Raw genomic sequence first — 23,114 nt, 5'->3', positions numbered from 1 at the left:
CATGAGCGCAAGTTCGCCCTTGCCGGCCGCCTGGGGACACCTCGGCAGCGGCTCCTACGCCAATCCGGTTCTCCCCGGCGACTACTCCGATCCGGACGTGATCAGGGTCGGTGAGGACTATTGGATGATCACGTCGACCTTCCAGTACTCGCCGGGGATGGCGATCCTGCACTCGCGCGACCTGGTCTCGTGGCGACACGTCGGCGCGGCTGTCCCGGACATCGGCGTGCTGGGGCCGGAGTACCGCTCGGACCGGATGGAGAGGTACAACGTCGGCATCTACGCCGGGAGCCTTCGTCACCATCGCGGCCGGTACTGGCTGCACTTCACGACACTCGACGAGGGCATCTTCGTGACCACCGCCGAGCATCCGGCCGGTCCTTGGTCGCCTCTGCACCGACTGAGCGACGAGACCGGCTGGGACGACCCGTGTCCGCTGTGGGACGACGACGGACGAGCGTGGCTGGTGGCGAGCTCGCCTGGTCGCGGTGCCTGGATCACCTGGCTGATCCCCATGAGTCCGGACGGCAGGTCCATCGACCTGGACGGCAGAGTGGTCATCGACGACTGGCACACCAGCGAGGGGAACAAGATCTACAAGCTCGGCGGCCGCTACTACGTGCTGCACAACGAGGTCCGCGGTGATGGCAACCGGGTACTGGTCATCATGCGGGCCGCCTCGCTGAGTGGTCCGTGGGAGAAGCGCGTTCTCCTTCTGGGGCTCGGTCCGGATCGTGAGCGGGAGCCGAATCAGGGCGCCCTGGTCGACCACGCCGACGGCTCGTGGTCCTTGATCACCCACCACGGCCGTGGCGGCTATGCCGACGGCCGTCCCGTCAGCGTTCTTCCGGTCCGGTGGATCAACGGCTGGCCCGTAGTCGGCGCGGCTGACGCACCGGGCAGGATGGTCTGGCAGGCCCAGTCGCCCGTGCAGGTCACAGATCCCGTGGACCTGGCCCTCGATGACGACTTCGGCGCTGATCAGCTCGCGCCGGACTGGGAGTGGAACCACGCACCCCGCATCGGCTCGTGGACCCTCGCCGACGGCCTCGTACTGCGTGCTTCGCGGCCCCTGGGTCCAGACGACCTCCGAGCTGTGCCGTCCACCCTCACCAGACGCCTGCTCGGCACGGCCGGCTCGACCGCGAGCATCCGATTGCACACCGACGACTTCGCCGACGAGCAGACTGCCGGTCTGGGCATCCTGTGCCGCCGGAGCTCCTCGATCACCGTCACTCGCGAAGGCGATCTGTTTCGCCTCGCCACCATAGGTGAGCACCCAGCTACCGGACCCGTGGTCGGGAGCGGCCCACTCTGGTTGCAGCTGGTCGTCGACGAGCGCGACTACGTCACCTACGCCTACAGTCTCGACGACACGACCTTCGATCCGCTCGGAAACACCGACACGGCCTCATGGTCGGACTACCGAGGCGCCCGAATCGCCCTGTTCAGCACCGCTCCCACCGACGACGCCGGCACCGCCCGGTTCGACACCTTCCGCTACCGCGTTCACCAACGACTCCAGACACCCACCGCTCCCCGAAGTACGCGGTGAAGCGCTTGCTCGCCCGTGGTTCGTGGCACGCGGATGGGCGGGGATGAGGCACGCGGGTGGACATCCTGGGTAACCTGGCGGGCGCCGCCTGCCAGGGCGGTGAGCGGATAGGAGACGATGGCCCCCGTGACGCCACCAAGTGCCCAGGACTCGCTGGCCCGGCCGGCCGAGGTCGATCCGGCCGTCGCCGGCCTGACCGTGGGCCTCGGCGGTCCGACCGGGCGGTTCGCCCGGATCAGTTCGTCCTGGTGGACGCCGCTGCGGATCGTGCTGGCCGTCTGCACGATCACCTTCGCGCTCGGTGTGCTGCAGAAGGCGCCCTGTATGGAGGCGGGCTGGGACCGGCAGAGCTGGCGGCCGTTCAAGGCGCTGTGCTACTCCGACATCGGCTACCTGTACCAGGAGCGCGGTTTCGCCGAGGGCAACCGGCCGTTCCTGGACACCGGCAACTACCCGGTCCTGGAGTACCCGGTGCTGACCGGCGGCTTCATGGAGGTCGCGGCGCAGATCACCTGGCTGATCACCGGCGACCCGAAGCAGGACCTGACGGTCGAGCAGAAGCGCGACACAGCCGGCGTCTTCTTCGTCGTGAACGTCGCGATGCTCTTCGTCTGCGCACTCATCCTGGTCGGGTTGACGGCAGCCACCGCGCGGGGCGTCGCACGCCGCCCGGGCGGCGCTCGCGGTCAGCCCCTCGTCGCCCTGTACGTCGCGGCGGCGCCGGTGCTGGCGTTCACCTCGACGATCAACTGGGATCTCTTCGCGGTGGTGCTCACAGCCGGCGCGATGTACGCCTGGTCCCGGGGTAAACCGATCTGGTTCGGAATCCTGCTCGGTTTGGGCACCGCGGCGAAGTTCTACCCGTTCCTGCTGCTCGGGCCGTTGCTGATCGTCTGTCTGCGCGCACGCAAGCTCTGGCAGTGGTTCGTGGCGGCACTCGCGGGAGTCGTCACCTGGGGGCTGGTGAACGCGCCGATCTACCTGCTGGCCAAGAACGAGTGGCTGTCGTTCTGGGTCTTCAACGACGAGCGCGAGAGCGACTACGGCTCGATCTGGTACGTGCTGAAGCTGGCCAAGCACGAAGTCGCCGACGTGAACCAGCTCAGCATCGTGATCTTCGGCGGACTCTGTCTCTCGATCGCGATTCTCGGACTGATGGCGCCGAAGCCGCCGCGGTTCGCGCAACTGGCGTTCCTGGTGGTCGCCGCGTTCCTGCTGGTGAACAAGGTGTACTCACCGCAGTACGTGCTCTGGCTGCTGCCGCTGGTCGCACTGGCCCGGCCGAAGCTGCGGGACTGGCTGATCTGGCAGGCCTGCGAGTGCTTCTACTGGATGATGGTCTGGCTGCATCTCGCCCAGTTCCTCGCCCCCGGATCACCGGACCAGCCGGACCGGATCTACTGGCTGTCCGTGATCCTGCGGATGGCCGGCACCCTCTGGCTGATGCTGGTGGTCGCCCGCGACATCCTCCTGCCAGAGCACGACCCGGTCCGCCAAGGCGGCGTGGTCGACGATCCCGGCGACGGCGTCGTCTCGGACCTCCCCCCACGAAAGTTGGACCCAGCCCACGTCTAGCCCGGCTGACTTGATTGCTGAGAGTATTCGAACGTATACTCGATTTATGAGTGAGTGTCCGATCATTGAGCCGGTAGGCGACGTGCTGCGTCCCTCGCCGCAGCCGGCCGGGCGCTCGCCGTTGTCCCTCGCTGCGGCTCCACCAGCGCCTCGGGGTACACCTGGGGCGGCGGCTGAGGATGTGGAGGCGAGGTTCCAGGGGCTCGTTGCGACGTCGCGGCGCCGGGCGCAGGCCTACGACCGCCATGGTGGATTGTCGCGGTTCGACGAGGAGGACGACCACAACCAGGGCTCGTTGCTGTATGAGGCTGTGGTCTTCCAGGACACGTCGCGATTGACCGACGGGGCGTGGCTGGATCGTGTCGAAGCCATCGGCCGGCTCGAGGCGCGGCTTGCCGGGCTGAAGGCTGAGGCGGTCGCGTCCTTCGACGACTCGGTCCGTGGTGTGTCGGCTGATCTCGGACACCGGCATCCTGAGCCCGGTGACCGGGTCGCGGCGGCGGGGGAACGCCGTTGGCACGGTGGGGATCTGCGCTCCGTGTCCGATGAGATCGGCCTGGCGCTGAATCTGCATCGATCAGCGGCAACCAGGCGCATCCACTCGTCGTGGGAACTGGTCCACAACTTTCCCGCCACCCACCGCGCGCTGGTCGAGGGCGTCCTGACCGAACGTGCCGCTTTCACGATCGTCGCCGAGTTGTCGGTCCTCGATGACCTCGAAGACTTTCGTGCGGCGGAGGCGGCGGTGCTGGACTGGGCCCGCAAGCATCCGCTGCAAGGCATCAAGCAGCTCGCCCGGCGCGAAGCCGCCCGGCGCAACCCGGCCTCGACCGAGAAGGCTCATCAGCAGGCGCGCGATGAACGTTCGGTGCGCATGGTGAGCACCGACTTCGGAACCGCCGAACTGATCCACAACCAGGACGCTGTCGACGCAGCCGCTGTCATGACCAGTCTGTCCCGCGCCGCCGTCCGCCTCCGCCGCGACGGCGACACACGCAGCCTGGATCAGCTCCGCGCCGACATAGCCCTGGCCCGCCTCCTCCCACGCTCCAAGAAGCCCGCCGCCAGTGCCACGGTTTCTTCGGCCGACCACGCCAGCCCGGCCGACCATCACCACGATCCCGCTGACCACCACTGCACCGGTCGCGCCGACCATCACTGCGCCAATCCCACTGACCACCGCGTTGGTCCCGTTGACCACCACGATGGCTCCGCCGATCAGTGTGGTGACGAGGCTGGTGGGCGGGAGTTGGACGAGACCGCTCCGGGTGCCGATGCGGTAGTGGTCATTCATGCCACCGGCGCCGAACTGCGCGCGGTGCTCACCGGACAGGTCAGCACCGGCGGCGAGATCGACGGGCAGGGCCCGATCCCGCAAAGTTCATTGCGCAAGCACCTCATCAAAGCCATCCGCGACACTTTGCTTCCCGATCTGCCAACCACCCCCACCGGGAGGCGACGGCGCCCGGCCTTCCACCAGCACCCGCATCCCGTCGGCGACCCGCTCAGCGGGGAAGATTCGCTCAGCGGGCGGGGCGGTTCGCGGGTTGAGTTGCGGGTGACTGATGAGCCACCTGCGGGTGATCCCGATCGGTATGTGCCTTCGGCCGCGGCGGACAGGTATGTCCGCTGGCGGGATCGGGTCTGCCAGTTTCCCGGCTGCAACCGGCCGGCTGAATTCGCCGACCTCGATCACCGGGTCGCGTTCGCCGCCGGTGGCAGGACCACCGCCGACAACCTGCACTGCCTGTGTCGGCACCACCATCGCCTCAAGCATGAAGGCAACTGGTCCATCCAGCGCAATGCGGACAACACCTACACCTGGATCAGTCCCACCGGCCGCCATTACCGCCAGTACAGGCCGGCGGCCAGACCGGGCACCAACCTCCACGTGGCCCACGATCCACCCGATGAAAGGCCCGACGGTGAGCACCCGGCTGGTCAGCACCGAGCTGGTGAGCACCCGGCTGGTGAGTCGCCAGCCTAATGAAGCGTCCCGTTGATTTGGTCGGGGCGCGAGCGGCCGAACGCTCAGAGAACCAGTTTCGACACGTCGAGGTTGCCGCCGCTGATGATGCTGGCGGTGAGGCCCTGGAGTTGGATCTTGCCTTCCAGCAGGGCTGCGAAGGGGGCCGCCGCGGCTGGTTCGAGGGCCAGTTTGGTGCGGGACATGACGAGCCGGGTGGCCTCGATGATCGCGTCCTCGCTGACGCGGACCACCTCATCGACGTACTGCGTGATGACGGCGTAGTTGTGGGTGCCGCAGATCGGGGCGGCGAGGCCGTCGGCGACGCTCCTGGCGGTGGGGAGCTTCTGCGGTCCGCCGGCTTCGAGGCTGCGGCTGACCACGTCCGCGGTCTCGGGCTCGATGCCGATCACGCGGATGGCCGGCTTCAGGAGCTTGACCGTGAGCGCGACGCCCGAGATCAGTCCACCGCCGCCCACAGGGACGAGCACGGTGTCGATCTCAGGGCGGTCCTCGAGCAGTTCGAGGCCGAGGCTGCCGTGGCCGGTGATCACGTCGAGGTCGTCGAACGGGTGCACGCCGGTCAGCTTCCGCTCGTCCCGGATCGACTCGTAGGCGCCCATCAGATCGCCTTCGACGAGTTCCACCTGAGCGCCGTACGCGCGGGCTGCCTCGATCTTCGCGGGTACCGCGGTCTTCGCCATCACGACGGTCGCCGGTACTCCGGCGTCGCGCGCCGCCCAGGCCAGCGCCCCGGCCGCGTTGCCCGCCGAGACGGTGATCACGCCGCGCTCGCATTCCTCCGGGGTCAGCTTCAGCGTCTTGTTCAACAGCCCGCGGACCTTGAAGCTCCCGGTCTTCTGGAACAGCTCCGCCTTCAACGTCAGCCGGCCGCCGAAGATCCCCTCGAGCGCGGACGACTCGACCATCGGCGTCCGATGGATCCGTCCCTGGAGTTGAGCGGCAGCGGTACGAACATCCTCGAGGCTCGGCATACCCCGAACCCTAGTCGCCGGTCCCGGGGCGTGAGTCCGGCACCGATGGGGAACCGGGCACGTCAGCTGGCGGCGGACTCGGGGTGGCCCCGGCGCCGGCCGTAGAGCAGGCGCAGCCCGGCCGCGGTACCGGTGAACTTCTCACGCCGCGCCCACTCGTAGCACTCGGCGATGACGGGGCAGCTGGTCACGCAGAGCTCGCGCGCCTTGCGTTGTTCCCAAGGCGTCGCGGTCTCGTCGTAGGCGGGTGCCTGTCCGATGCAGGCTGCCTCGCTCATCCAGCGGTCCGCGGGGTCTGCGATCACTGTCAGGGTCGGCCTCATAACGCTGACGGTATGCGCCCTCACACGCACTTCGTGCCGCGTCTTGCTATATGAGAGTTAGTCGACTGGATTACTGCACTTAGGCATCCTGTCCGGTTCTTGCCGACGAGTGCGACGTCTCTGCTGAGAAGACCAATCAGCAGAGGAGCGGGATCATGAAGCTGACCACTGATCGACTGGTGGCGGGTGGGGTGGCGGCTGGGCCGTTGTTCCTGGCGATCTGGGCGGTGCAGGCATTCACCCGGGAAGGGTTCGACCCGGGCAGGCATCCGATCAGCCTGCTCGCGTTGGGCGGCGCGGGCTGGGTGCAGATTGCGAACTTCGTCCTGACCGGAAGCCTGTACGTCGCGGCCGCGGTCGGGCTGAAACGGGCAGGCCAAGGCATCTGGGGGCCACGGCTCATCGGCGCCTTCGGAGTCGGGCTGATCGTGGCAGGGGTCTTCGTCACCGACCCTGGCGCCGGGTTCCCGGAAGGCGCGCCCGAGGGGCCGGGGGAGCTGAGCTGGCACGGGGTACTGCACGAGGTCGGCTTCGGTATCGCTCAACTCGCCTGGACGGCTGCGGCGATCGTCTTCGCGCGGCGGTTCAAGGGCCGAGCCCGCTGGGCAACAGTCGGCACCATCGTGGCCGCACTGCTCGTAGCTGCTTGGCCTGATCTCGACAGCCTGAGCATCCGCTTGGTGATCGCCTCCGCGATCCAGTTCGCCTTCGTGGCGGTCCTGTGCCGGACCTGTCAGCTGAGGCGGGTGGCTACTGCCGAGGCGAGTTTGGTGGTGGCTTCGGGGGACTGGGGGAGGAAGAGGTAGGGCTCGATGAGTTCGAGCTCCATCAGCAGGAAGCGGCCGTTGGCGAGGATGCCGTCGACGCGGGCGTACACGGGGGAGCGGCGGGTGTCGGCTGCGGCGAGCGCCGCGGCCGCACCTTCCAGTACTGCGGCCGGCGCCTCCAGCAGCTCGGCGGTTCCGCCGAAGTCGTTCTGGACCCGGAAGTCGCCGTCGGCCGGGCGCTTCAGCACCGCGTGGGTGAACTCGCCGTCGATGAAGATCAGCGACCACTCGCCCTCGGACTGGATCTCCGGCTGGAACGGCTGCACCAGGTACACGGTGTCCGGCAGGTCGTCGATCGCCTGGCTCAGCTCGTCCGAGCCCGCGGTCCCGCGGATCGTGAAGTGGGCGGTCGCGCTGACGGTCGGCTTGATCACGACCTGCTCGCCGTTCAGGCCGTTGACCACGTCCCGCAGGCAGGGCCCGGCCGCCACCTGGGACGGCACGATCGCGACACCGCGCTCGCGCAGTTCCATCAGGTACTGCTTGTCGGCGTTCCAGCGGACCAGGTCGGTCTCGTTGAGTACCGGCACCCCGGCCTTGTCGAGCTGCCCGAGCCACTCGGTGAACTCGAGGTACCGGACGTGGTAATCCCAGACTGAGCGCAGCAGGACGGCGTCGTACGAGGACCAGTCGACCGACGGGTCGGTCCAGACCTCGGCCACCGGGTCGAGACCGGCGACGCGCAGGGCGTCGGCCAGCGGCAGGTCGTGCGGGTGCAGTTCCGCGTGGTCAGCGGAGGTTGCCAGTGCGATACGAGGAGACACGCGGATCAGTGTTGGCACGCCGCGACCCGTTCGTCAAACGCCTTCCCAGGATCGGACGGTGACGTACGGTGATCGCGATGACAACGATGACAGCGGCGGTCAGGTGGATCAGCCCCTGCCGGACGTCGTGCCCGAAGCTCGCGTAGGCCAGGTAGGCGGCGACTGGTACGGCGAGCCACTCGAACCGCCCGGCCACTACCGCGAGCGCGATCAGCGGGAGCCCGTACCACGGGTAGGTCGGGGTGGTGACGAGCAGCGCGGCGCCGTACAACCAGCAGCAGGTGACGGCGATCGGCTCTCGTCCGTGCCGGTGGATCGCCAGCAGCGCGAGCCCGACCGCGAGGAGGCCGGCGGCGAGTTGGCGGGCCTCAGGAGGCAACACCAGCGCGAGAATCGCCGAGCGGGAGCTCCCGTCGGAGAACCCCTCCTGGGTCAGGTAGCCGGGCAGGAAGCCGACCACCAAGGTGCCGGCGGCAAGCACGTGCGGCAGGTAGGACCCGGCGAAGGTGGCGACGGCGACCAGCGGCGTACGGAGGTCGCGACGGCGGATCGCGACGAAGGCGGGGAGGAGCAGCAGGGGAAGGAGTTTGACCGAGGCGGCGGCTCCGAGGAGGACGCCGGCCCAGACCGGTCGGCGGCGCGCGGCGAGGACCACGGTGGCGACGATCAGGAGTGCCGCGAGCACGTCGACGTGGGCTGCGTTGCCAGCCTCCAGCGCCACGATCGGTGACCAACCCCACAGCAAGGCCCACCGTGGATCGCGGCCTTGGCGGCGGAGTTCGACCGCAAGCAAGCCGGTCAACGCCACAGCGAGTGCAGCGCCGGCTACCTGGAGTCCGAAAGTCCCCGCCGACCAGGGTGTGAAGAAGGCGACCACGGTGAAATAGGCCTCGGCCACCGGCGGATAGATGGTCGGCACGCGCGGCCGGTTGATCAGCGTCCGCGGGTCGTCCGCGCTCAGCGCCGCGATGGCGGCTGGATCGTGAGGCACCCGCGGCGGCCCGACAACTCTCGAGCGATCCTCCTCCGACAGACCTGGGAAGAGCAGCGGATCCCGCAAGCGAGCAAGCGCATCATCGAGCGGCACATGCGAGTACGGCGAACTCCCGGACAACTGCACCCGCCCGTCCCACACATACCGATAGGCATCCGTACTGGTGATCGGCGCACTGACCAGCCCTGGCAACTGACACAGCACCGCACACCCGACCACCGTCCACCCAGCCCGAGACCCCGCCGGCCGCCGCACCACCAACCAGCCGAGACCCGCCACCACCAGACAGGCGCCCAGCAAGGTCAGGTTCGGCCACCAATGAGCCGCCTCCGCCACGATGACCCCGCCACAGGCCGCGGCAGCAATCGCCCCGCCAACCACCACCGGGAGCCCTCGGCCGAACATCACGCCCGGGCCAGGCGGGCAGGAGTGGCGATCCGGCGGAAGGTCAGGAAGGCTCGGCTGTCGGCCCGCCATTCCTCGGTGGCGACGAGGTCCGTGCCGAGGGCATGACGGAGAACGGCGCGCGCACCCACCCTTGCCCAGGGCAATGGCTTGGAGCGGCGGCCGCCGTCGCTGTGCAGGACGATCGGCGCGGCGTCGTCCAGGTTGTCGTCGGGGTCTACCTCGACGAGGACCAGGCCGTCCGGGCGGACCAGTTCGGCGCAGCGCCGGAGCAGGACGTCGGGCGCACCGCCGATGCCGATGTTGCCGTCCATCAGGAGCACGCTGCCCCACCGCCCCTCGCCCGGCAACGGCTCCTGGACCGGCCGACGCAGGGCCGGCACACCGCGCTCGGTGGTCTGCAGGACCGCCTGCGCGGAGATGTCCACGCCCAGCGCCGGAATGCCGCGCTCCGCCAGTGCCGTCACGATCCGCCCCGGCCCACAACCGATGTCGAGCACCGGGCCCTCACAGCGGCTCAGCGCCAACCGGTCCACCGCGTCCGCCGGCGCCCGCCAGCGATCCATCTCGGCCAGCGACGGCACGACTCGCCCATCGGTGCCCGTGGCAACCACCCGCGCACCCTTCAGCGCCTTCTCGAACAGCAGTCCCGGATGCGCCGAATGCTGCAACCTCCGGTGCAATCGAGACACCCGCAGCGCCGGGAACTGCTGCGCCAGTGCCGCTGCATCCGCCGGGGTATCCATGTCCCGCAGGGTCGGCAACAGCAGCACCCGATAGCCGAGCAACCGCAGCCGCGCCAACTGATCCACCCCGGTGTGGTCCGTCGACATCGGTACGCCGATGAGCGCCCGCCGGTCCGGCTCACGCAACCCCAGACACCAATACCCGCCATCCTCGGTCAACCCCAGTACTGCGTCATGCCCGGACCAGTCCACCCCCAGCAGGTCACTCGTCAGCTGTGGAGTATCCATGCCCACGAGCAACATCGGAGTACCGGAGTAGGCGTCCTCGAAGGCGGCCGCGAGCCTTTCGTCGAGGCCGTCGCCGCGCTGGGGAACGACGTCGAATCCAGGTGGCAGCCAGGACCCGGGCTCACCTTCCAACGCGAGGACGTACCGGCCTACCGGGGTGGAGCGGACGGCGGCGAGGGTGTCGGTCAGCGAAGCGCGGGCAAGCGCGGCGGCCTCGGCGGGGGTGAACTCGGTCTGCAGCCGCGTCTTGACCAGCCCCGGCACGGGCTCCTTGGCGATGACGATCAGAGTCTCGGCAGTCGTCATGCGGAGAGCACCTTCGTCATGTCCTTGACGGCACGAGCAGCGCCGAGCGGAGTACCGGTCACCTTCGAGCGCCCCGAGCGCGGCAGGTAGTCGACGTCGACCTCGGCGATCCGCCAGCCGGCGTCGGCGGCCTTCACCACGGTCTCCAACGGATAACCCGATCGCCGGTCGGCCAAGGCCAACTCCAGCAGGGCCTCGCGTCGTGCGGCACGCATCGGCCCGAGATCGTGCAGCCGAACGCCGGTACGCCGACGGATCCGGCGCGAGAGTTCCAAATTGGCCAGGCGCAGGTGCCACGGCCAGGCCTCCCGCGAGATCGGGCGTCGTCGGCCGAGCATCAGGTCGAACTCGTCCGCCAGCACGGGGGCGGTGACTCGCACGAGCTGTCGCGGATCCAGCGACGCGTCCGCGTCGAGGAAGGCGACCACCGGCGCCGTCGAGGCTTCCAGCCCGGCATGGCAGGCGGCGCCGTACCCGCGAACCTCGCAAGGAACCACCAGGGCGCCAAGGCGGGCAGCGAGCTCGGCGGAGCCGTCGGTCGAGCCGTTGTCCACGACAACGGCCCGCACTCCGACGGGCAACCGGCCGAGCACCCACGGCAGCGCCCCGGCCTCGTTGAGGCACGGGAGGACGAGATCGACGTCGGCAGGAGGCACCCTTCGACCGTAGGGAGATTCCCGTGCCGAGCGGGACCGAACGCGGATACGGCTCGCTTACGTCCCACCCCGGACCGCAGCGGAAGGCGGTCCGGGGTCACCGGAAGATCTACGCTCGACCCGTGGCTACTCGTGTGCTCGTGGTGGACGACGACCCGACCGTGTCGAACGTCGTCTCGGCGTACCTGACCAAGGCCGGGTACGACGCCCGGGTGGTCGCCGACGGTGCGACGGCGGTCGAGGTGTGGCAGCAGTGGAAGCCCTCGGTCGTGGTGCTGGACGTGATGCTGCCCGGCCTGTCGGGCCTGGAGGTACTGCGCCGGATGCGCGCGGCCGACGATGGGGCCGCGGTGATCATGCTGTCGGCCCGCGGCGAGGAGGAGGACCGGCTGGTCGGGCTCGAGTTCGGCGCGGACGACTATGTGGTGAAGCCGTTCAGCCCGCGCGAGCTCACCCTGCGAGTGCAGGCGATGCTCCGGCGCGAGGAGCGGCTGGCCGGGCTGGACCTCACCCCGACCAAGCTCACCGCGGGCCCGGTCACCGTTGACACCGCCGCCCACACGGCCTTCCTGGACGGCGCCGAGCTGTCGCTCACGCATCGCGAGTTCGACCTGCTCGCCTTCTTCGTCGCGCATCCGGGCAAGGCCTACACGAAGGCCGAACTGCTCCGCCGGGTCTGGGGCTGGGACTTCGGGGACTCCTCGACGGTGACCGTGCACGTCCGCCGGTTGCGGGAGAAGATCGAGGTCGATCCCTCCGATCCACAGCTGGTGCTCACCGTGCCGCGGACCGGCTACCGCTTCGCAGGTGAGGCCGGATGAACCGCGACCAGGTCACGATCCTCGGCCTGACGGCTGTCTGGACTCTCGTGGTCGCCGCGATCGGGGTGGCCGTCCTGTGGCGGTTCCGCCGGCGCTCGCTGCGGACCACGATGATCGTGGCGAGCCTGGTGCCGATGCTCGCAGCCCTGGCCGCCGTGACCCAGAGCGTCCGGGCGATGTTCATCTCCGCGCACGACTCGCTAGTCGTGCTGTGGACTCTGGCGTTCTCGGGCCTGCTCGGCCTGGCGATCTCGGTCCTGCTCGGTCAGTGGATCACCACCAGCTCCCGCGACGTCGGACGCCGCCTGCGCCACCTCGGTACGTCGTACGAGCCGGTGGCGGGTGGCACCAGCGGCAACGTTCCCGCGGAGCTGGCCGCGATCACTGACGAGCTGGAGATGACGCGGAAGCGGCTGGCCGCGTCCCACGACCGCGAGCGTGCACTCGAAGCCAGCCGGCGCGAGCTGGTCGCCTTCATGTCCCACGACCTCCGTACGCCGCTCGCCGGTCTGCGGGCGGTCTCGGAGGGCCTGGAGGACGGGGTGATCGACGACGTGCCCGGGGCGCTGCGGCAGATGCGGACGACAGTGGATCGGATGACCGGGCTCGTGGACGACCTGTTCGAGCTGTCGCGGCTGTCGGCGGCTCCGCCTCCGCGGCGGCGGACAGCCGTCAGCCTGCGGGAGCTCGCCGAGGACGTGGCGGGGGAGACGTGCGAGCACGCCCGGTCCGAAGGAGTCTCGTTGAAGGTGTCGACGCCATCGGACGACGACAGGCTCGCGGTGCACGGTGACGCGGACGAACTGACCCGCGCGGTGACGAACCTGGTCGGCAACGCGATCCGTCATACCGAGCCCGGCGGAACGGTGAAGCTGACGGTGGACCGCGACACCGACGGACGCGTCCGCCTGGCCGTGACCGATGGCTGCGGCGGGATCCCGGACGACGACCTGGAACGCGTCTTCGACATCGGCTGGCGCGGCGACGAGCAACGCACCCCCACCAGCGGTTCCTCCTCCAACAGCAGCGGCGGCGGCCTCGGTCTCGCGATCGCCCGCGGCGTCGTCGAGTCCCACGAAGGCACCATCGGCGTCACCAACATCGACGGCGGCTGCGCCTTCGAGATCGACCTCCCACCTGTCCCGACCGGCTCCAGCTCTTGAGTTCTTCTAGTGCCTGAGGAGGTCGGCGATTCCGGTGGTGAGGTCGTAGCCGGGTTTCCAGCCGAGGTGTGCGCGGAGGCGGTCGGAGGAGGCGGTGATGTGGCGGACGTCGCCTAGCCGGTAGTCGCCGGTGATGACCGGGTCCAGGCCACCGTAGGCGCGGGAGAGTTCGCCGGCGAGGTCGCCGATGGTGCGGACGGTCCCGCTGCCCACGTTGTACGCCGCGAACTGCGGGTGGTCGGCGACGGCCGCGGTGGAGACCGCCGCGGCGACGTCGCTCACGTGGACGAAGTCGCGCCGCTGCAGCCCGTCCTCGAACACAGTCGGCGCCTCACCGCGTGCCAGCGCCGACCGGAAGATCGCCGCCACTCCCGCGTACGGCGTATTGCGGGGCATGCCTGGTCCGTAGACGTTGTGGAAGCGCATCGCCGCCACCCGGCCGCCGGCCTCCCTGGCCCAGGCGGCGGCCAGGTGTTCGCCGTTCAGCTTGCTGGCGGCGTAGGTGTTGCGCGGATCGGTAGGGGCGTCCTCGGTGACCAGCCCCGGGCGCAATGGCTCGCCACAGATCGGGCAGGGTGGCTCGAACTGTCCGGCGTCGAGGTCCTCGATCCGGCGCGGGCCGGGCGCGACCTCACCATGCCGGTCGCACTCGTAGTGGCCTTCGCCGTAGACCACCATCGAGCTTGCGTAGACCAGCCGTCGCACTTTCCGTCGGCCCAGCCGGCGAAGCAGGACGGCGGTGCCGAGGCTGTTGCTGCTGACGTAGTCGTCCATGTCGTCGAGGTCGACGCCCAGCCCGACCTTGGCGGCCAGGTGGACGACCGCGTCGACGCCGACCAACGCCCGATCGACCGCCTCACCGTCGCGGATGTCGGCGACGATCAGGTTGTCGACGGCCGGCTTCGTCTGATGGACATCTGGTCTCAGGGAGTCGAGAACCCTGACCTCGTGACCATCTGCGAGCAACTGGGCGTGCACGTGCCGCCCTATGAAACCGGCTCCACCGGTGAGCAGGATCCTCACCAGCGGCCCTCTCCGGCGGTGCCGTCCAACGCATGCCGGCAGCTGCAGTCGGCGTCCGGTTTCGGGAGCTGGCCGATCACCTCGGTCAACAGACCTTTCAGACGGTCGATGCTGCGGCCGAAGACTGCGAACACCTCTGCCTGAGTGACACCTTCACCCGCCTCGACCCCGGCGTCGTGATCGGTGACGACAGCGACGGCGGTGTAGCAGAGCGCGAGTTCGCGGGCAATTGAGGCTTCCGGCGCGCCGGTCATACCGACGATCGACCAGCCCTGGGCCGCATGCCACCGGGACTCTGCTCTGGTGGAGAACCGCGGCCCGTTGATCACCACCATGGTTCCCCCGTCGACCACCTGGCCATCATGCTCGTCGTGGAAGCTGTTGCCTGCGGCAAGGACGGTCGCGCGGCCGGCGGCGCAGTACGGGTCGGCGGAGGAGACGTGGACGACCGGCGCTCCGTCGTACACGGTGTGCTCGCGGCCCCAGGTGCGGTCGACGAACTGGTCAGGGACGACGAACGTGCCAGGAGTCAGCTCGGATGTGAGCGACCCGACCGCGCAAGGGCCGAGCACCTGGCGCACACCGAGGTGACGCAGTGCCCACAGGTTGGCGCGGTAGTTGACCCGGTGCGGCGGGAAGCGGTGGTCGGCGCCGTGACGCGGGATGAAGGCGACCTCGCGTCCGCTCACCTCGCCGACCACGGGTGGTTCGCTCGGTGGCCCGAACGGAGTCTCTACCTCGACCACGCGGGCATCGGAGAGGAAGGAGTAGAAGCCGGATCCACCGATCACGCCGATTTCAGCCATGTACTCGACCCTAGAAGCGCGGCCGCCCCCGACTACCCGATCTGCCCGGACCGTCAGCGCTCCGTAATCGGTGGTCGAATGGCTCCGTGACGCTTCCGTTGGTGCTGGCCGTCGTGGCCGTGCTGGTGCTCCTGCTCGGCGCCTACTGCAGCTGGACCGCCGGTCGGCTGGACCGCCTCCACCACCGCGTCGCGACCGCCCGGGCGTCCCTCGAGACGGAGCTGGCCCGCCGCTCGGCGCTGGTGGCCGAGCTCGCGAGCAGCGGCGTACTGGACCCCGCGTCGTCTTTGCTGCTGCTGGACGCGGCTCATCGGGCCCGTACGGCGACCCCGGACGAGCGGGAGAAGCGCGAGTCGGCCCTGACCCGCGCGATCGGTGCCACCTCGACCGATGTGGAACCGTGGGCGGGGGAGCTGGGGCTCGCGGTACGGCGGGTGCAGTTGGCCCGGCGGTTCCACAACGACATCGTGGTGTCGACGCGGGAGTTGCGGCGGCGGCGTCTGGTCACCTGGTTCCGGTTGGCCGGGCACGCGCCGATGCCGGGCACGATCGAACTGGAGGACGGCAGCTGATGACCGTGACGGATGAGGCGACCTTCGCCGCCGAGGTCGAGAAGTACCGGCACGAGCTGCGCGTGCACTGCTACCGGATGCTCGGCTCGTACGACGACGCCGAGGACCTGGTGCAGGAGACCTTCCTGCGGGCCTGGCGCAAGCGCGAGGACTTCGAGGGCAGGTCCAGCTTCCGGGCCTGGCTGTACCGGATCGCGACCAACGCCTGCATCGATGACGTCCGCCGGCCGCAGCGGGTGTTGCCGCACCAACTGGAGCCCGCGTCGTTCCCCACGGAGGCGATTCCGGCGCGGGACGACGTGCCGTGGCTGCAGCCGTTCCCGGACGTGCTGCTCGACCGTGCCGAGGAGCCCGACGCCCAGGTGGTCCGCCGCGAGACGATCGAGCTCGCCTTCCTCATCGCGATCCAGCACCTGCCCGCCCGGCAACGCGCCGTGCTGATCTTCCGCGACGTACTCGGCTGGTCCGCCAAGGAGACCGCCGCGGTGATGGACCTGACCGTCGCCTCGGTCAACAGCGCCTTGCAACGAGCCCGGCCGGTACTGCGGGAGCACCTGCCGCCACGGCGTACCGAGTGGACTCCTTCGGGTGATCCGACCGCGGCCGAGCAGGAGTTGCTCGCGAAGTACATGGAGGCGTTCGAGCGGGCCGATGCCGCCGGACTGGCCGCGTTGATGCACGAGGACGTGCGGATCACCATGCCGCCGTACCCGTTCTGGTTCTCCGGCCGGGATGCCGCCGAGGAGATCCTCGGGGCGAACCTGCACCCCGACGGCGCGGCGTACCGGGGGGAGTGGCAGTTCCTGGTCGCGGGCGTCAACCGGCAGCCCGCGCTGGCCGGCTACCTCAGGGTGCCGGGCGACACGATCTACCGCCCGTTCGGCTTCGACGTCTTCCGGATCGAGGACGGCCTGGTCGCCGAGATGGTCGCCTTCGAGATCACCGACTTCCCGCTCTACGGACTGCCGGATCACTTGGCGTCGGCGTAGCACTCCACGATCGCGGTGGTGAACGGGAACCGGGTCGGGGTCTCGCCGAAGGTGATCCGGCCGGCCAGGTCGCCGGCGGTCTGGATCGCGGCGGCGACCTCGTCGGCCTCCTCGGCCGGGCAGTGCACGATCACCTCGTCGTGCTGGAAGAACACGAGCTCGGCCTTCAGGTCCGTGATCGACTGACGCAGCGCGGCCATCATCAGCAGAGCCCAGTCGGCGGCGCTGCCCTGGACGACGAAGTTCCTGGTGAAGCGACCTCGGGCCCGGGCATGCCGCGCGTCGGTCTTCGGCTCCTCGGACGGGCCTTCCAGCATCGCGGCGTCGATCGGCGAGCCCGACGGCGGACAGGTCCGGCCGAGCCAGGTGCGAACCAGCCGGCCTTCCTCGCCGGCCCTCGCCGCATCGTCCACATACGCGACTGCCTTGGGGAACCGCTTCCGCAGCGCCGCCAGATTCTTCAGCCCGTCACCTGACGTCTGCCCGTAGACAGCACCCAGTACTGCGAGTTTGGCCATCGCGCGATCGCCGGAGAACGCCTTGTCCGAGACGGCCTTGTAGAGGTCACCCGCGTCGCCCGCGACCTCCATCAGTCCGGGATCACGCGAGATCGCGGCGAGCACCCTGGGCTCCAGTTGCGAGGCGTCGGCAACCACCAGGCGCCAGCCCGGATCGGCGACCACGGCGCGGCGGATCACCTTCGGGATCTGCAGGCCGCCGCCACCGTTCGTCACCCAACGCCCGGACACCGTGCCGCCGGGGATGAAGCCGGGGCGGAAGCGGCCATCGTGGACCCAGTCGTTCAGCCACGTCCAGCCGTTCGCCGTGTAGATCCGGTAGAGCGTCTTGTACTCGAGCAGGGGCGCCACTGCCGGGTGGTCGATGTGCTCGAGCTCCCACTTCCTGGTCGAGCTGACCTGATGTCCTGCCTGTTTGAAGGCCTTGAGGACATCCGCCGGCAGGTCCGGCCGCACGCGTCGACCGAACGCCTCCGACACCTGATCGGCCAGCTCGGTCAGCCGTCTCGGCTCCCCGGAACCCGCGAAGCGCTCGCCGAGCAACTCGGTCAGCAGCGCGCGATGTGTCTCCGCACTCCACGGCAGCCCGGCGCGGTCCATCTCGGCGGCGACCAGCATCCCGGAGGATTCCGATGCCGTGAGCAACCGCATGCGCTCCGGGTACTCCGCTTCCTGGTGTCTTCGCAGTTGGTCGGCATAGACCCGCAGCAGCGCCTCGAAGGAGATCGGCTCGTCCTGGATCTCGAACAACGACGACTGCTCGCCCGGATTCGCCGCGCGCAGGGGCGGATCCGCCGGCACCGGCTTGTTCGTCAGCCGGGCCCAGGCGGCCGCGGCCGACCGTGGCTCACCGAGCCGCCCCTCATGCCCGAGGAGCAGCACCTCGGCGCACTCGAGGTCGTAGCACCGCTCCACCCGTACGCCGGACGCGAGCAGGCGCGGGTAGATCTCCGGGGTCCACCGCCACACCCAGCGGGTGACGTGCGGGCGCGATCCCACCGCGGCGGCGAGATCAGGCTCGCGGAGGATCTCGCCGGCCGGCTGACCGTCGGGGTGCAGGGCGACGAGCAGCGCCCCACCACCCTCCGCCGGCGCGATCGCCCACCGCTCGTCCATAGCTGAATCCTCACACTCGCCGCCGACATTCCCACCCCCACGGCCCACGCCACCCCCACGGCCCACGCCACCCACCACCGCGCGGATCAGCAGCCTTCGCCCTTCGGGCGGGCAGCGGCCGGCTCCCACTCCCTGGATGGGCTTCGCCCCTCGAATGGGGGTCTGCTCACTGCTCTGCCAGTGGGGGAACCCCTCGTGGAGGGGGGCACCCCTCGTGGGAAGGGGGAGTACCCCGGTGGGGACCTGAGCGCAAGCGGGCGCACCCGGCGGGGGAGCAACCGGTCGGGCAGTTGGGCGCGAGCGGAGCATCCAGTAGGGGGACCCTCGCGCGAGGGGCGAGCATCCGGTGGGGGTGTGGCGGGCGAAGAGGAGCGCGTGGTCGGGGCGTGAGGCCAATGGTGGGAGACTGGACTTATGTGGCGGGGGAGTGACCTGGATCCGGCGGACGGGACGAAGACCGAGCAGGTCGAGGCGCTGGTGCTGCGCCGGATCGAGCGCGGGGACCTCTCGATCGGTTCGAGACTGCCGTCCGAACGGGTCCTCTCCGAGCGACTCGGCCTCAGCCGCGTGACCGTAGTACGGGCGCTGGATCAGCTGCGTGCGGACGGGGTGCTCGAGACCAAGCGGGGCTCGGGGACTCATGTGCGGCCGCTCGACCGGTTGCTGGACCCGGTGGCACCTGCTTCGACCGTCACTGCGGGGGATCAGGATGTCCTGGACCTACGGTTCGCCACGACTGCGGCTCCTCACGATGTGGCCGAGGTTGCTGCGCAGATCGTGGCCGAGGGCCTGCCCCACGCGATGGGCGGCGACGGCCCGCCCTCAGGCGGCTCCCTGGAACTCCGTACTGCGCTCGCGGAGCGCCTCACGCTGGAGGGCGTCCCAACGGAGCCGGGCCAGCTGACTCTCACAGTGGGAGCCGCTGCCGGGCTCAACGCGGCACTGGCTGGGCTGGACCTAGGACCGGGTGTGGCGATCACCGAGTCTCCGACGTACCCGGCGGCCTTCGACCTGCTGCGGAAGCACCGGCTGGACGTGGTGGGCTGGCCCGCGGGCGTCTGGGATACGGACCAGCTCGCGCACCTCTGCCGACGCCACAAGCCGAAGGTGATCTACCTGCAGGCGGACAACCACAATCCGACCGGGTTGAGCCTGCCCGCGGACCGGCGTACGGCTGTGGTGGAGATCGCCAGGCGGTATGACGCTGCACTGATCAGTGACGAGACCATGCGGCCGTTATGGCTCGCCGGCGGGGAGCAGGCGGACCCGCTGAGTCGATATCCGCGGACGGTCAGCGTGGGATCGCTGAGCAAGACCGTGTGGGGTGGACTGCGCGTCGGCTGGGTCCGGACCGGGCGGCAGCTCCGCAGACGGATCAACACCGCGGCGCAGCTGAGTGTCACCTCGCCGAGCGCACTGGACGACTTGCTGGCGCAAGCGATCGTGGGCCGGCTCGATCGGGTGATCTCCCGGCGGAAGACCCGGCTGCGGGCGAACCTGGCCGCTCTGGAAACCGGGCTGAGAACTTTGGACGGTGTGGCCTGGCCCACGCCGACCGGTGGCATGACGTTGTGGCTGGAGCTGACCGCAGTACGTTCTCGGCGGGTGCTGGAGGCGGCTCGGGAGCAGGGGCTGCTGCTGGGGGCCGGCGACCTGTTCACGCCGGACGGCACGGACAGGCGGCACATCAGGATCCCGTTCACCGCGCCACCGGCGACGCTGCGGTTGGTCGTCGCCCGCCTCGAGGTAGCCCTGGAGCGGGCCGGCTGACCATCAGTCCAGTGGATTCGAGGTGGACTGAGGGATGCGCCGGAAAGCGTCCTACGCTGGAGGCGTGTCAAGCCGCGACCAGGAGGATGTAGTGACCGAGACCCAGAACAGCCCGCAGACCGGTACCGCGAAGGTCAAGCGGGGGATGGCCGAGATGCTCAAGGGCGGCGTGATCATGGACGTCGTCACCGCCGAGCAGGCCAAGATCGCCGAGGACGCCGGAGCCGTCGCGGTGATGGCGCTGGAGCGGGTCCCCGCCGACATCCGCGCCCAGGGCGGCGTCTCCCGGATGAGCGACCCGGACATGATCGACAGCATCATCAGCGCCGTCTCGATCCCGGTGATGGCCAAGGCCCGGATCGGCCACTTCGTCGAGGCGCAGGTGCTGCAGAGCCTCGGCGTCGACTACATCGACGAGTCCGAGGTGCTCACCCCGGCCGACTACGCGAACCACATCGACAAGTGGAAGTTCACCGTCCCCTTCGTCTGTGGCGCGACCAACCTGGGCGAGGCGCTGCGCCGGATCACCGAGGGCGCGGCGATGATCCGCTCGAAGGGCGAGGCCGGCACCGGTGACGTGTCCAACGCGACCACCCACATGCGCCAGATCCGCCAGGAGCTCCGCAAGCTGCAGAACCTGCCCGAGGACGAGCTGTACGTCGCGGCCAAGGAGCTGCAGGCGCCGTACGAGCTGGTCAAGGAGGTCGCCGCGGCCGGCAAGCTCCCGGTGGTGCTGTTCACCGCCGGCGGCATCGCCACCCCGGCCGACGCCGCGATGATGATGCAGCTCGGCGCCGAGGGCGTCTTCGTCGGCTCCGGCATCTTCAAGTCCGGCAACCCGGCCCAGCGCGCCGAGGCGATCGTCAAGGCGACCACCTTCTTCGACGACCCGGACGTGCTGGCCAAGGTGTCCCGCGGTCTCGGCGAGGCCATGGTCGGCATCAACGTCGACGAGATCCCGCAGCCGCACCGGCTCGCCGAGCGCGGCTGGTGACGACTCCCGTCAGTGACCGGACGGCCAGGGAGCTGCGGGGACTAGCCCGCGTCCTGGTCCGTTCGGGGTACGCCGACCGCGCCGCGGTCAGCGCCGCACTGACCGAGGCCGTCCAGGAGGACGCCCCCTCGGCCGACCCCGCAGTACTGGTGCCGGAACTCGTCTCCGGCGCCGAGGCGGAGCTGGCCGAGGACGCGGCCACCTGGCCGGCCGAGACCGACCCGGACCGGCTGGACGCAGTACTGGCCGAGCTGGAATCGCTCGGGCTCGTGGTGGTGCGCTACTGCGCCGACCACCACGAGGCCCGCAAGGCGCTCGAGGCGAGCATCGAGCCGAAGGGCTTGGTGTTCTTCACCGACACCGACGTCTGGCATGCCGTCGACTTCGGCATGCTCGAGCTGAAGGTGTGGCATCCCGACACGGCCAACGTGGTGCCGGGGGAGCCGTTGCTGGCGGACGTGCTCACCCTGCTGCGCGAGCGTGGTCTGCCGGCCGTCTTCGACGAGGGCCGGATCGAAGTCACCGTGAACTGGCAACGGAGGGTTCAGCTTTGACCGTCATCGGTGTGTTCGCCCTGCAGGGCAACGTCCGCGAGCACCTGGCGATGCTGGCCAAGGTCGGCGTCGAGGGCCGGCCGGTACGCCGCCCGTCGGAGCTGGCGGAGGTCGACGGCCTGGTGCTGCCGGGCGGCGAGTCCACCACGATGGACAAGCTGGCCCGGTCGTTCGAGCTGTTCGAGCCGCTGCAGAAGCGGATCGCGGACGGGATGCCGGTGTTCGGCACCTGCGCCGGGATGATCATGCTGGCGAACGAGATCACCGGCGGGATCGAGGGCCAGGAGACACTCGGCGGGCTCGACGTGACGGTCCGCCGGAACGCCTTCGGCCGCCAGGTGGACTCCTTCGAGGCGGACCTGACCTTCGCCGCGTTCGACACGCCGTACCACGCGGTGTTCATCCGGGCACCGTGGGTCGAACGGGTCGGCCGGGAGGTCGAGGTGCTGTCGACCGTGAGCTCTGGCCCCGCCAAAGGTAGGATCGTCGCGGTTCGCCACGATCGGCTGCTGGCCACGTCGTTCCACCCGGAGATGACGGGTGACGCCCGGCTGCACGGATACTTCGCCGATCTGGTGCGCGACCTCTAAGTCAGCAGCAGGCGGTAGAAGGGTTGGGTTCGCGATGTCAGGCCACTCCAAATGGGCCACCACCAAGCACAAGAAAGCGGTCATCGACTCGAGGCGCGCCAAGCTCTTCGCGAAGCTGATCAAGAACATCGAGGTGGCCGCCCGCACCGGCGGCGGCGATCTCGCGGGCAACCCGACCCTGTACGACGCGGTCCAGAAGGCGAAGAAGTCCTCGGTCCCGAACGACAACATCGACCGCGCGGTCAAGCGCGGCTCCGGTGCGGAGGCGGGTGGCGCGGACTGGCAGTCGATCACGTACGAGGGCTACGGCCCGAACGGCGTCGCCATGCTGGTCGAGTGCCTGACCGACAACCGGAACCGGGCCGCGGCCGACGTCCGGACCGCTATGACCCGCAACGGCGGTTCTCTGGCGGATCCGAACAGCGTCGCCTACCTGTTCAACCGCAAGGGCGTCATCGTGCTCGCCAAGGAGCAGGACGGCAAGACCCTGACCGAGGACGACGTGATGGAGGCCGTGCTCGAGGCCGGCGCCGACGAGGTGAACGACCTGGGCGAGTCCTTCGAGGTGATCAGCGAGGCGAGCGACCTGGTCAAGGTCCGCACCGCGCTGCAGGACGCCGGGATCGACTACGAGTCGGCCGACGCGTCGTTCGTGCCGTCGATGACGGTCGAGCTGGACGCCGAGGGCGCGGGCAAGATCTTCCGGCTGATCGACGCGCTCGAGGACAGCGACGACGTGCAGAACGTCTACGCCAACTACGACGTCTCCGACGAGGTGATGGAACAGGTCGGCTGACCTGCCCGCCTTCGACGCCCGTGGAACCGACCGGTTCTTCGGGCGTCGGTCTTTTCCGGGCA

At 69.5% G+C, this 23,114-nt stretch carries 22 protein-coding genes; 13 read left to right on the top strand and 9 right to left on the bottom strand.

Annotation, left to right across the window (positions count from 1 at the left end; genetic code table 11):
- Window position 1: 1 nt before the first annotated feature.
- From EV644_RS14715 to EV644_RS14705, 3 genes are all read left to right on the top strand, one after another.
- Entirely contained in the window at window positions 2–1,555 is a 1,554-nt protein-coding gene (locus EV644_RS14715) for a glycoside hydrolase family 43 protein (protein ID WP_132188803.1), read from the top strand.
- A 117-nt stretch (window positions 1,556–1,672) separates the two neighbouring features.
- Entirely contained in the window at window positions 1,673–3,130 is a 1,458-nt protein-coding gene (locus EV644_RS14710; RefSeq protein ID WP_132188802.1) for a glycosyltransferase family 87 protein, read from the top strand.
- 10 nt (window positions 3,131–3,140) lie between these two features.
- Window positions 3,141–5,117 carry an HNH endonuclease signature motif containing protein gene (locus EV644_RS14705; RefSeq protein WP_132188801.1) on the top strand — a complete coding sequence of 659 codons (1,977 nt, stop codon included), beginning with the start codon at window positions 3,141–3,143 and terminating at the stop codon, window positions 5,115–5,117.
- A 44-nt stretch (window positions 5,118–5,161) separates the two neighbouring features.
- Here the strand turns inward: EV644_RS14705 and EV644_RS14700 are convergent, their stop codons facing one another.
- On the bottom strand, window positions 5,162–6,091 hold the full coding sequence (locus tag EV644_RS14700; protein ID WP_132188800.1) for a threonine ammonia-lyase: 930 nt from the start codon (window positions 6,089–6,091) through the stop codon (window positions 5,162–5,164).
- Window positions 6,092–6,153: 62 nt separating this feature from the next.
- Window positions 6,154–6,414 (bottom strand): WhiB family transcriptional regulator, encoded by a 261-nt coding sequence (locus tag EV644_RS14695; RefSeq protein WP_132188799.1) that lies wholly within the window; start codon window positions 6,412–6,414, stop codon window positions 6,154–6,156.
- A gap of 155 nt (window positions 6,415–6,569) precedes the next feature.
- Here EV644_RS14695 and EV644_RS14690 point away from each other — a divergent pair, with 155 nt between their 5' ends.
- Window positions 6,570–7,220: a DUF998 domain-containing protein gene (locus tag EV644_RS14690; RefSeq protein ID WP_132188798.1), complete on the top strand. Its 651-nt coding sequence runs from the start codon at window positions 6,570–6,572 to the stop codon at window positions 7,218–7,220.
- Here the strand turns inward: EV644_RS14690 and EV644_RS14685 are convergent.
- From EV644_RS14685 to EV644_RS14670, 4 genes are read right to left on the bottom strand one after another with little or no spacing between them, the layout of a single operon-like run.
- On the bottom strand, window positions 7,148–8,005 hold the full coding sequence (locus EV644_RS14685; RefSeq protein WP_132188797.1) for an ATP-grasp domain-containing protein: 858 nt from the start codon (window positions 8,003–8,005) through the stop codon (window positions 7,148–7,150). The genes EV644_RS14690 and EV644_RS14685 overlap by 73 nt on opposite strands.
- A complete protein-coding gene (locus EV644_RS14680) occupies window positions 7,971–9,383 on the bottom strand; it encodes a glycosyltransferase 87 family protein (protein WP_158292827.1) in 1,413 nt (470 codons plus the stop codon). Before EV644_RS14680 ends, EV644_RS14685 begins: the two co-directional genes overlap by 35 nt.
- 20 nt (window positions 9,384–9,403) lie before the next feature.
- Window positions 9,404–10,684, bottom strand: coding sequence for a DUF2064 domain-containing protein (locus EV644_RS44530; RefSeq protein WP_158292826.1), 1,281 nt, complete (start codon window positions 10,682–10,684; stop codon window positions 9,404–9,406).
- A complete protein-coding gene (locus EV644_RS14670) occupies window positions 10,681–11,340 on the bottom strand; it encodes a glycosyltransferase family 2 protein (protein WP_132188795.1) in 660 nt (219 codons plus the stop codon). The genes EV644_RS44530 and EV644_RS14670 overlap by 4 nt, the downstream gene beginning before the upstream one ends.
- A gap of 122 nt (window positions 11,341–11,462) precedes the next feature.
- On the opposite strand from EV644_RS14670, the gene EV644_RS14665 reads away from it, so the two are divergent.
- Window positions 11,463–12,161, top strand: a complete 699-nt coding sequence (locus tag EV644_RS14665) for a response regulator transcription factor (protein ID WP_199239813.1) — start codon at window positions 11,463–11,465, stop codon at window positions 12,159–12,161.
- Window positions 12,158–13,324, top strand: a complete 1,167-nt coding sequence (locus EV644_RS14660; protein WP_132188794.1) for a sensor histidine kinase — start codon at window positions 12,158–12,160, stop codon at window positions 13,322–13,324. Before EV644_RS14665 ends, EV644_RS14660 begins: the two co-directional genes overlap by 4 nt.
- Before the next feature lie 6 nt (window positions 13,325–13,330).
- Here EV644_RS14660 and EV644_RS14655 read toward each other — a convergent pair whose 3' ends face one another.
- Both EV644_RS14655 and EV644_RS14650 read right to left on the bottom strand, forming a co-directional pair.
- Window positions 13,331–14,347, bottom strand: coding sequence for an NAD-dependent epimerase/dehydratase family protein (locus tag EV644_RS14655; RefSeq protein WP_132188793.1), 1,017 nt, complete (start codon window positions 14,345–14,347; stop codon window positions 13,331–13,333).
- Entirely contained in the window at window positions 14,344–15,153 is an 810-nt protein-coding gene (locus EV644_RS14650) for an S-methyl-5'-thioadenosine phosphorylase (RefSeq protein WP_132188792.1), read from the bottom strand. The genes EV644_RS14655 and EV644_RS14650 overlap by 4 nt, the downstream gene beginning before the upstream one ends.
- Window positions 15,154–15,239: 86 nt before the next feature.
- On the opposite strand from EV644_RS14650, the gene EV644_RS14645 reads away from it, so the two are divergent.
- Together EV644_RS14645 and EV644_RS14640 are read left to right on the top strand one after the other, a co-directional pair.
- Entirely contained in the window at window positions 15,240–15,725 is a 486-nt protein-coding gene (locus EV644_RS14645) for a hypothetical protein (RefSeq protein ID WP_132188791.1), read from the top strand.
- Window positions 15,725–16,714, top strand: a complete 990-nt coding sequence (locus EV644_RS14640; protein WP_241998153.1) for a sigma-70 family RNA polymerase sigma factor — start codon at window positions 15,725–15,727, stop codon at window positions 16,712–16,714. Before EV644_RS14645 ends, EV644_RS14640 begins: the two co-directional genes overlap by 1 nt.
- On the opposite strand, the gene EV644_RS14635 is transcribed toward EV644_RS14640, so the two are convergent.
- Window positions 16,696–18,348, bottom strand: a complete 1,653-nt coding sequence (locus tag EV644_RS14635) for a bifunctional 3'-5' exonuclease/DNA polymerase (RefSeq protein WP_132188790.1) — start codon at window positions 18,346–18,348, stop codon at window positions 16,696–16,698. The genes EV644_RS14640 and EV644_RS14635 overlap by 19 nt on opposite strands.
- Window positions 18,349–18,762: 414 nt before the next feature.
- Here EV644_RS14635 and EV644_RS14630 point away from each other — a divergent pair, with 414 nt between their 5' ends.
- The 5 genes from EV644_RS14630 (at window position 18,763) to EV644_RS14610 (ending at window position 23,052) form a co-directional block, all read left to right on the top strand.
- A complete protein-coding gene (locus EV644_RS14630) occupies window positions 18,763–20,118 on the top strand; it encodes an aminotransferase-like domain-containing protein (protein WP_132188789.1) in 1,356 nt (451 codons plus the stop codon).
- Between the two features lie 91 nt (window positions 20,119–20,209).
- Window positions 20,210–21,112: a pyridoxal 5'-phosphate synthase lyase subunit PdxS gene (gene pdxS, locus EV644_RS14625; protein ID WP_199239812.1), complete on the top strand. Its 903-nt coding sequence runs from the start codon at window positions 20,210–20,212 to the stop codon at window positions 21,110–21,112.
- Window positions 21,109–21,666, top strand: a complete 558-nt coding sequence (locus tag EV644_RS14620; RefSeq protein WP_132188787.1) for a DUF6891 domain-containing protein — start codon at window positions 21,109–21,111, stop codon at window positions 21,664–21,666. The genes pdxS and EV644_RS14620 overlap by 4 nt, the downstream gene beginning before the upstream one ends.
- Window positions 21,663–22,256 (top strand): pyridoxal 5'-phosphate synthase glutaminase subunit PdxT, encoded by a 594-nt coding sequence (pdxT, locus tag EV644_RS14615; protein WP_132188786.1) that lies wholly within the window; start codon window positions 21,663–21,665, stop codon window positions 22,254–22,256. The genes EV644_RS14620 and pdxT overlap by 4 nt, the downstream gene beginning before the upstream one ends.
- Before the next feature lie 34 nt (window positions 22,257–22,290).
- On the top strand, window positions 22,291–23,052 hold the full coding sequence (locus tag EV644_RS14610) for a YebC/PmpR family DNA-binding transcriptional regulator (protein WP_132188785.1): 762 nt from the start codon (window positions 22,291–22,293) through the stop codon (window positions 23,050–23,052).
- Window positions 23,053–23,114: the final 62 nt, after the last annotated feature.

The sequence above is a fragment of the Kribbella orskensis genome (genome assembly GCF_004342085.1).
In the GTDB taxonomy this organism is placed as follows: domain Bacteria; phylum Actinomycetota; class Actinomycetes; order Propionibacteriales; family Kribbellaceae; genus Kribbella; species Kribbella orskensis.
The sequence above is the reverse complement of the archived record's forward strand: the minus strand, read 5'-3'. Positions and strand labels throughout refer to the sequence as shown.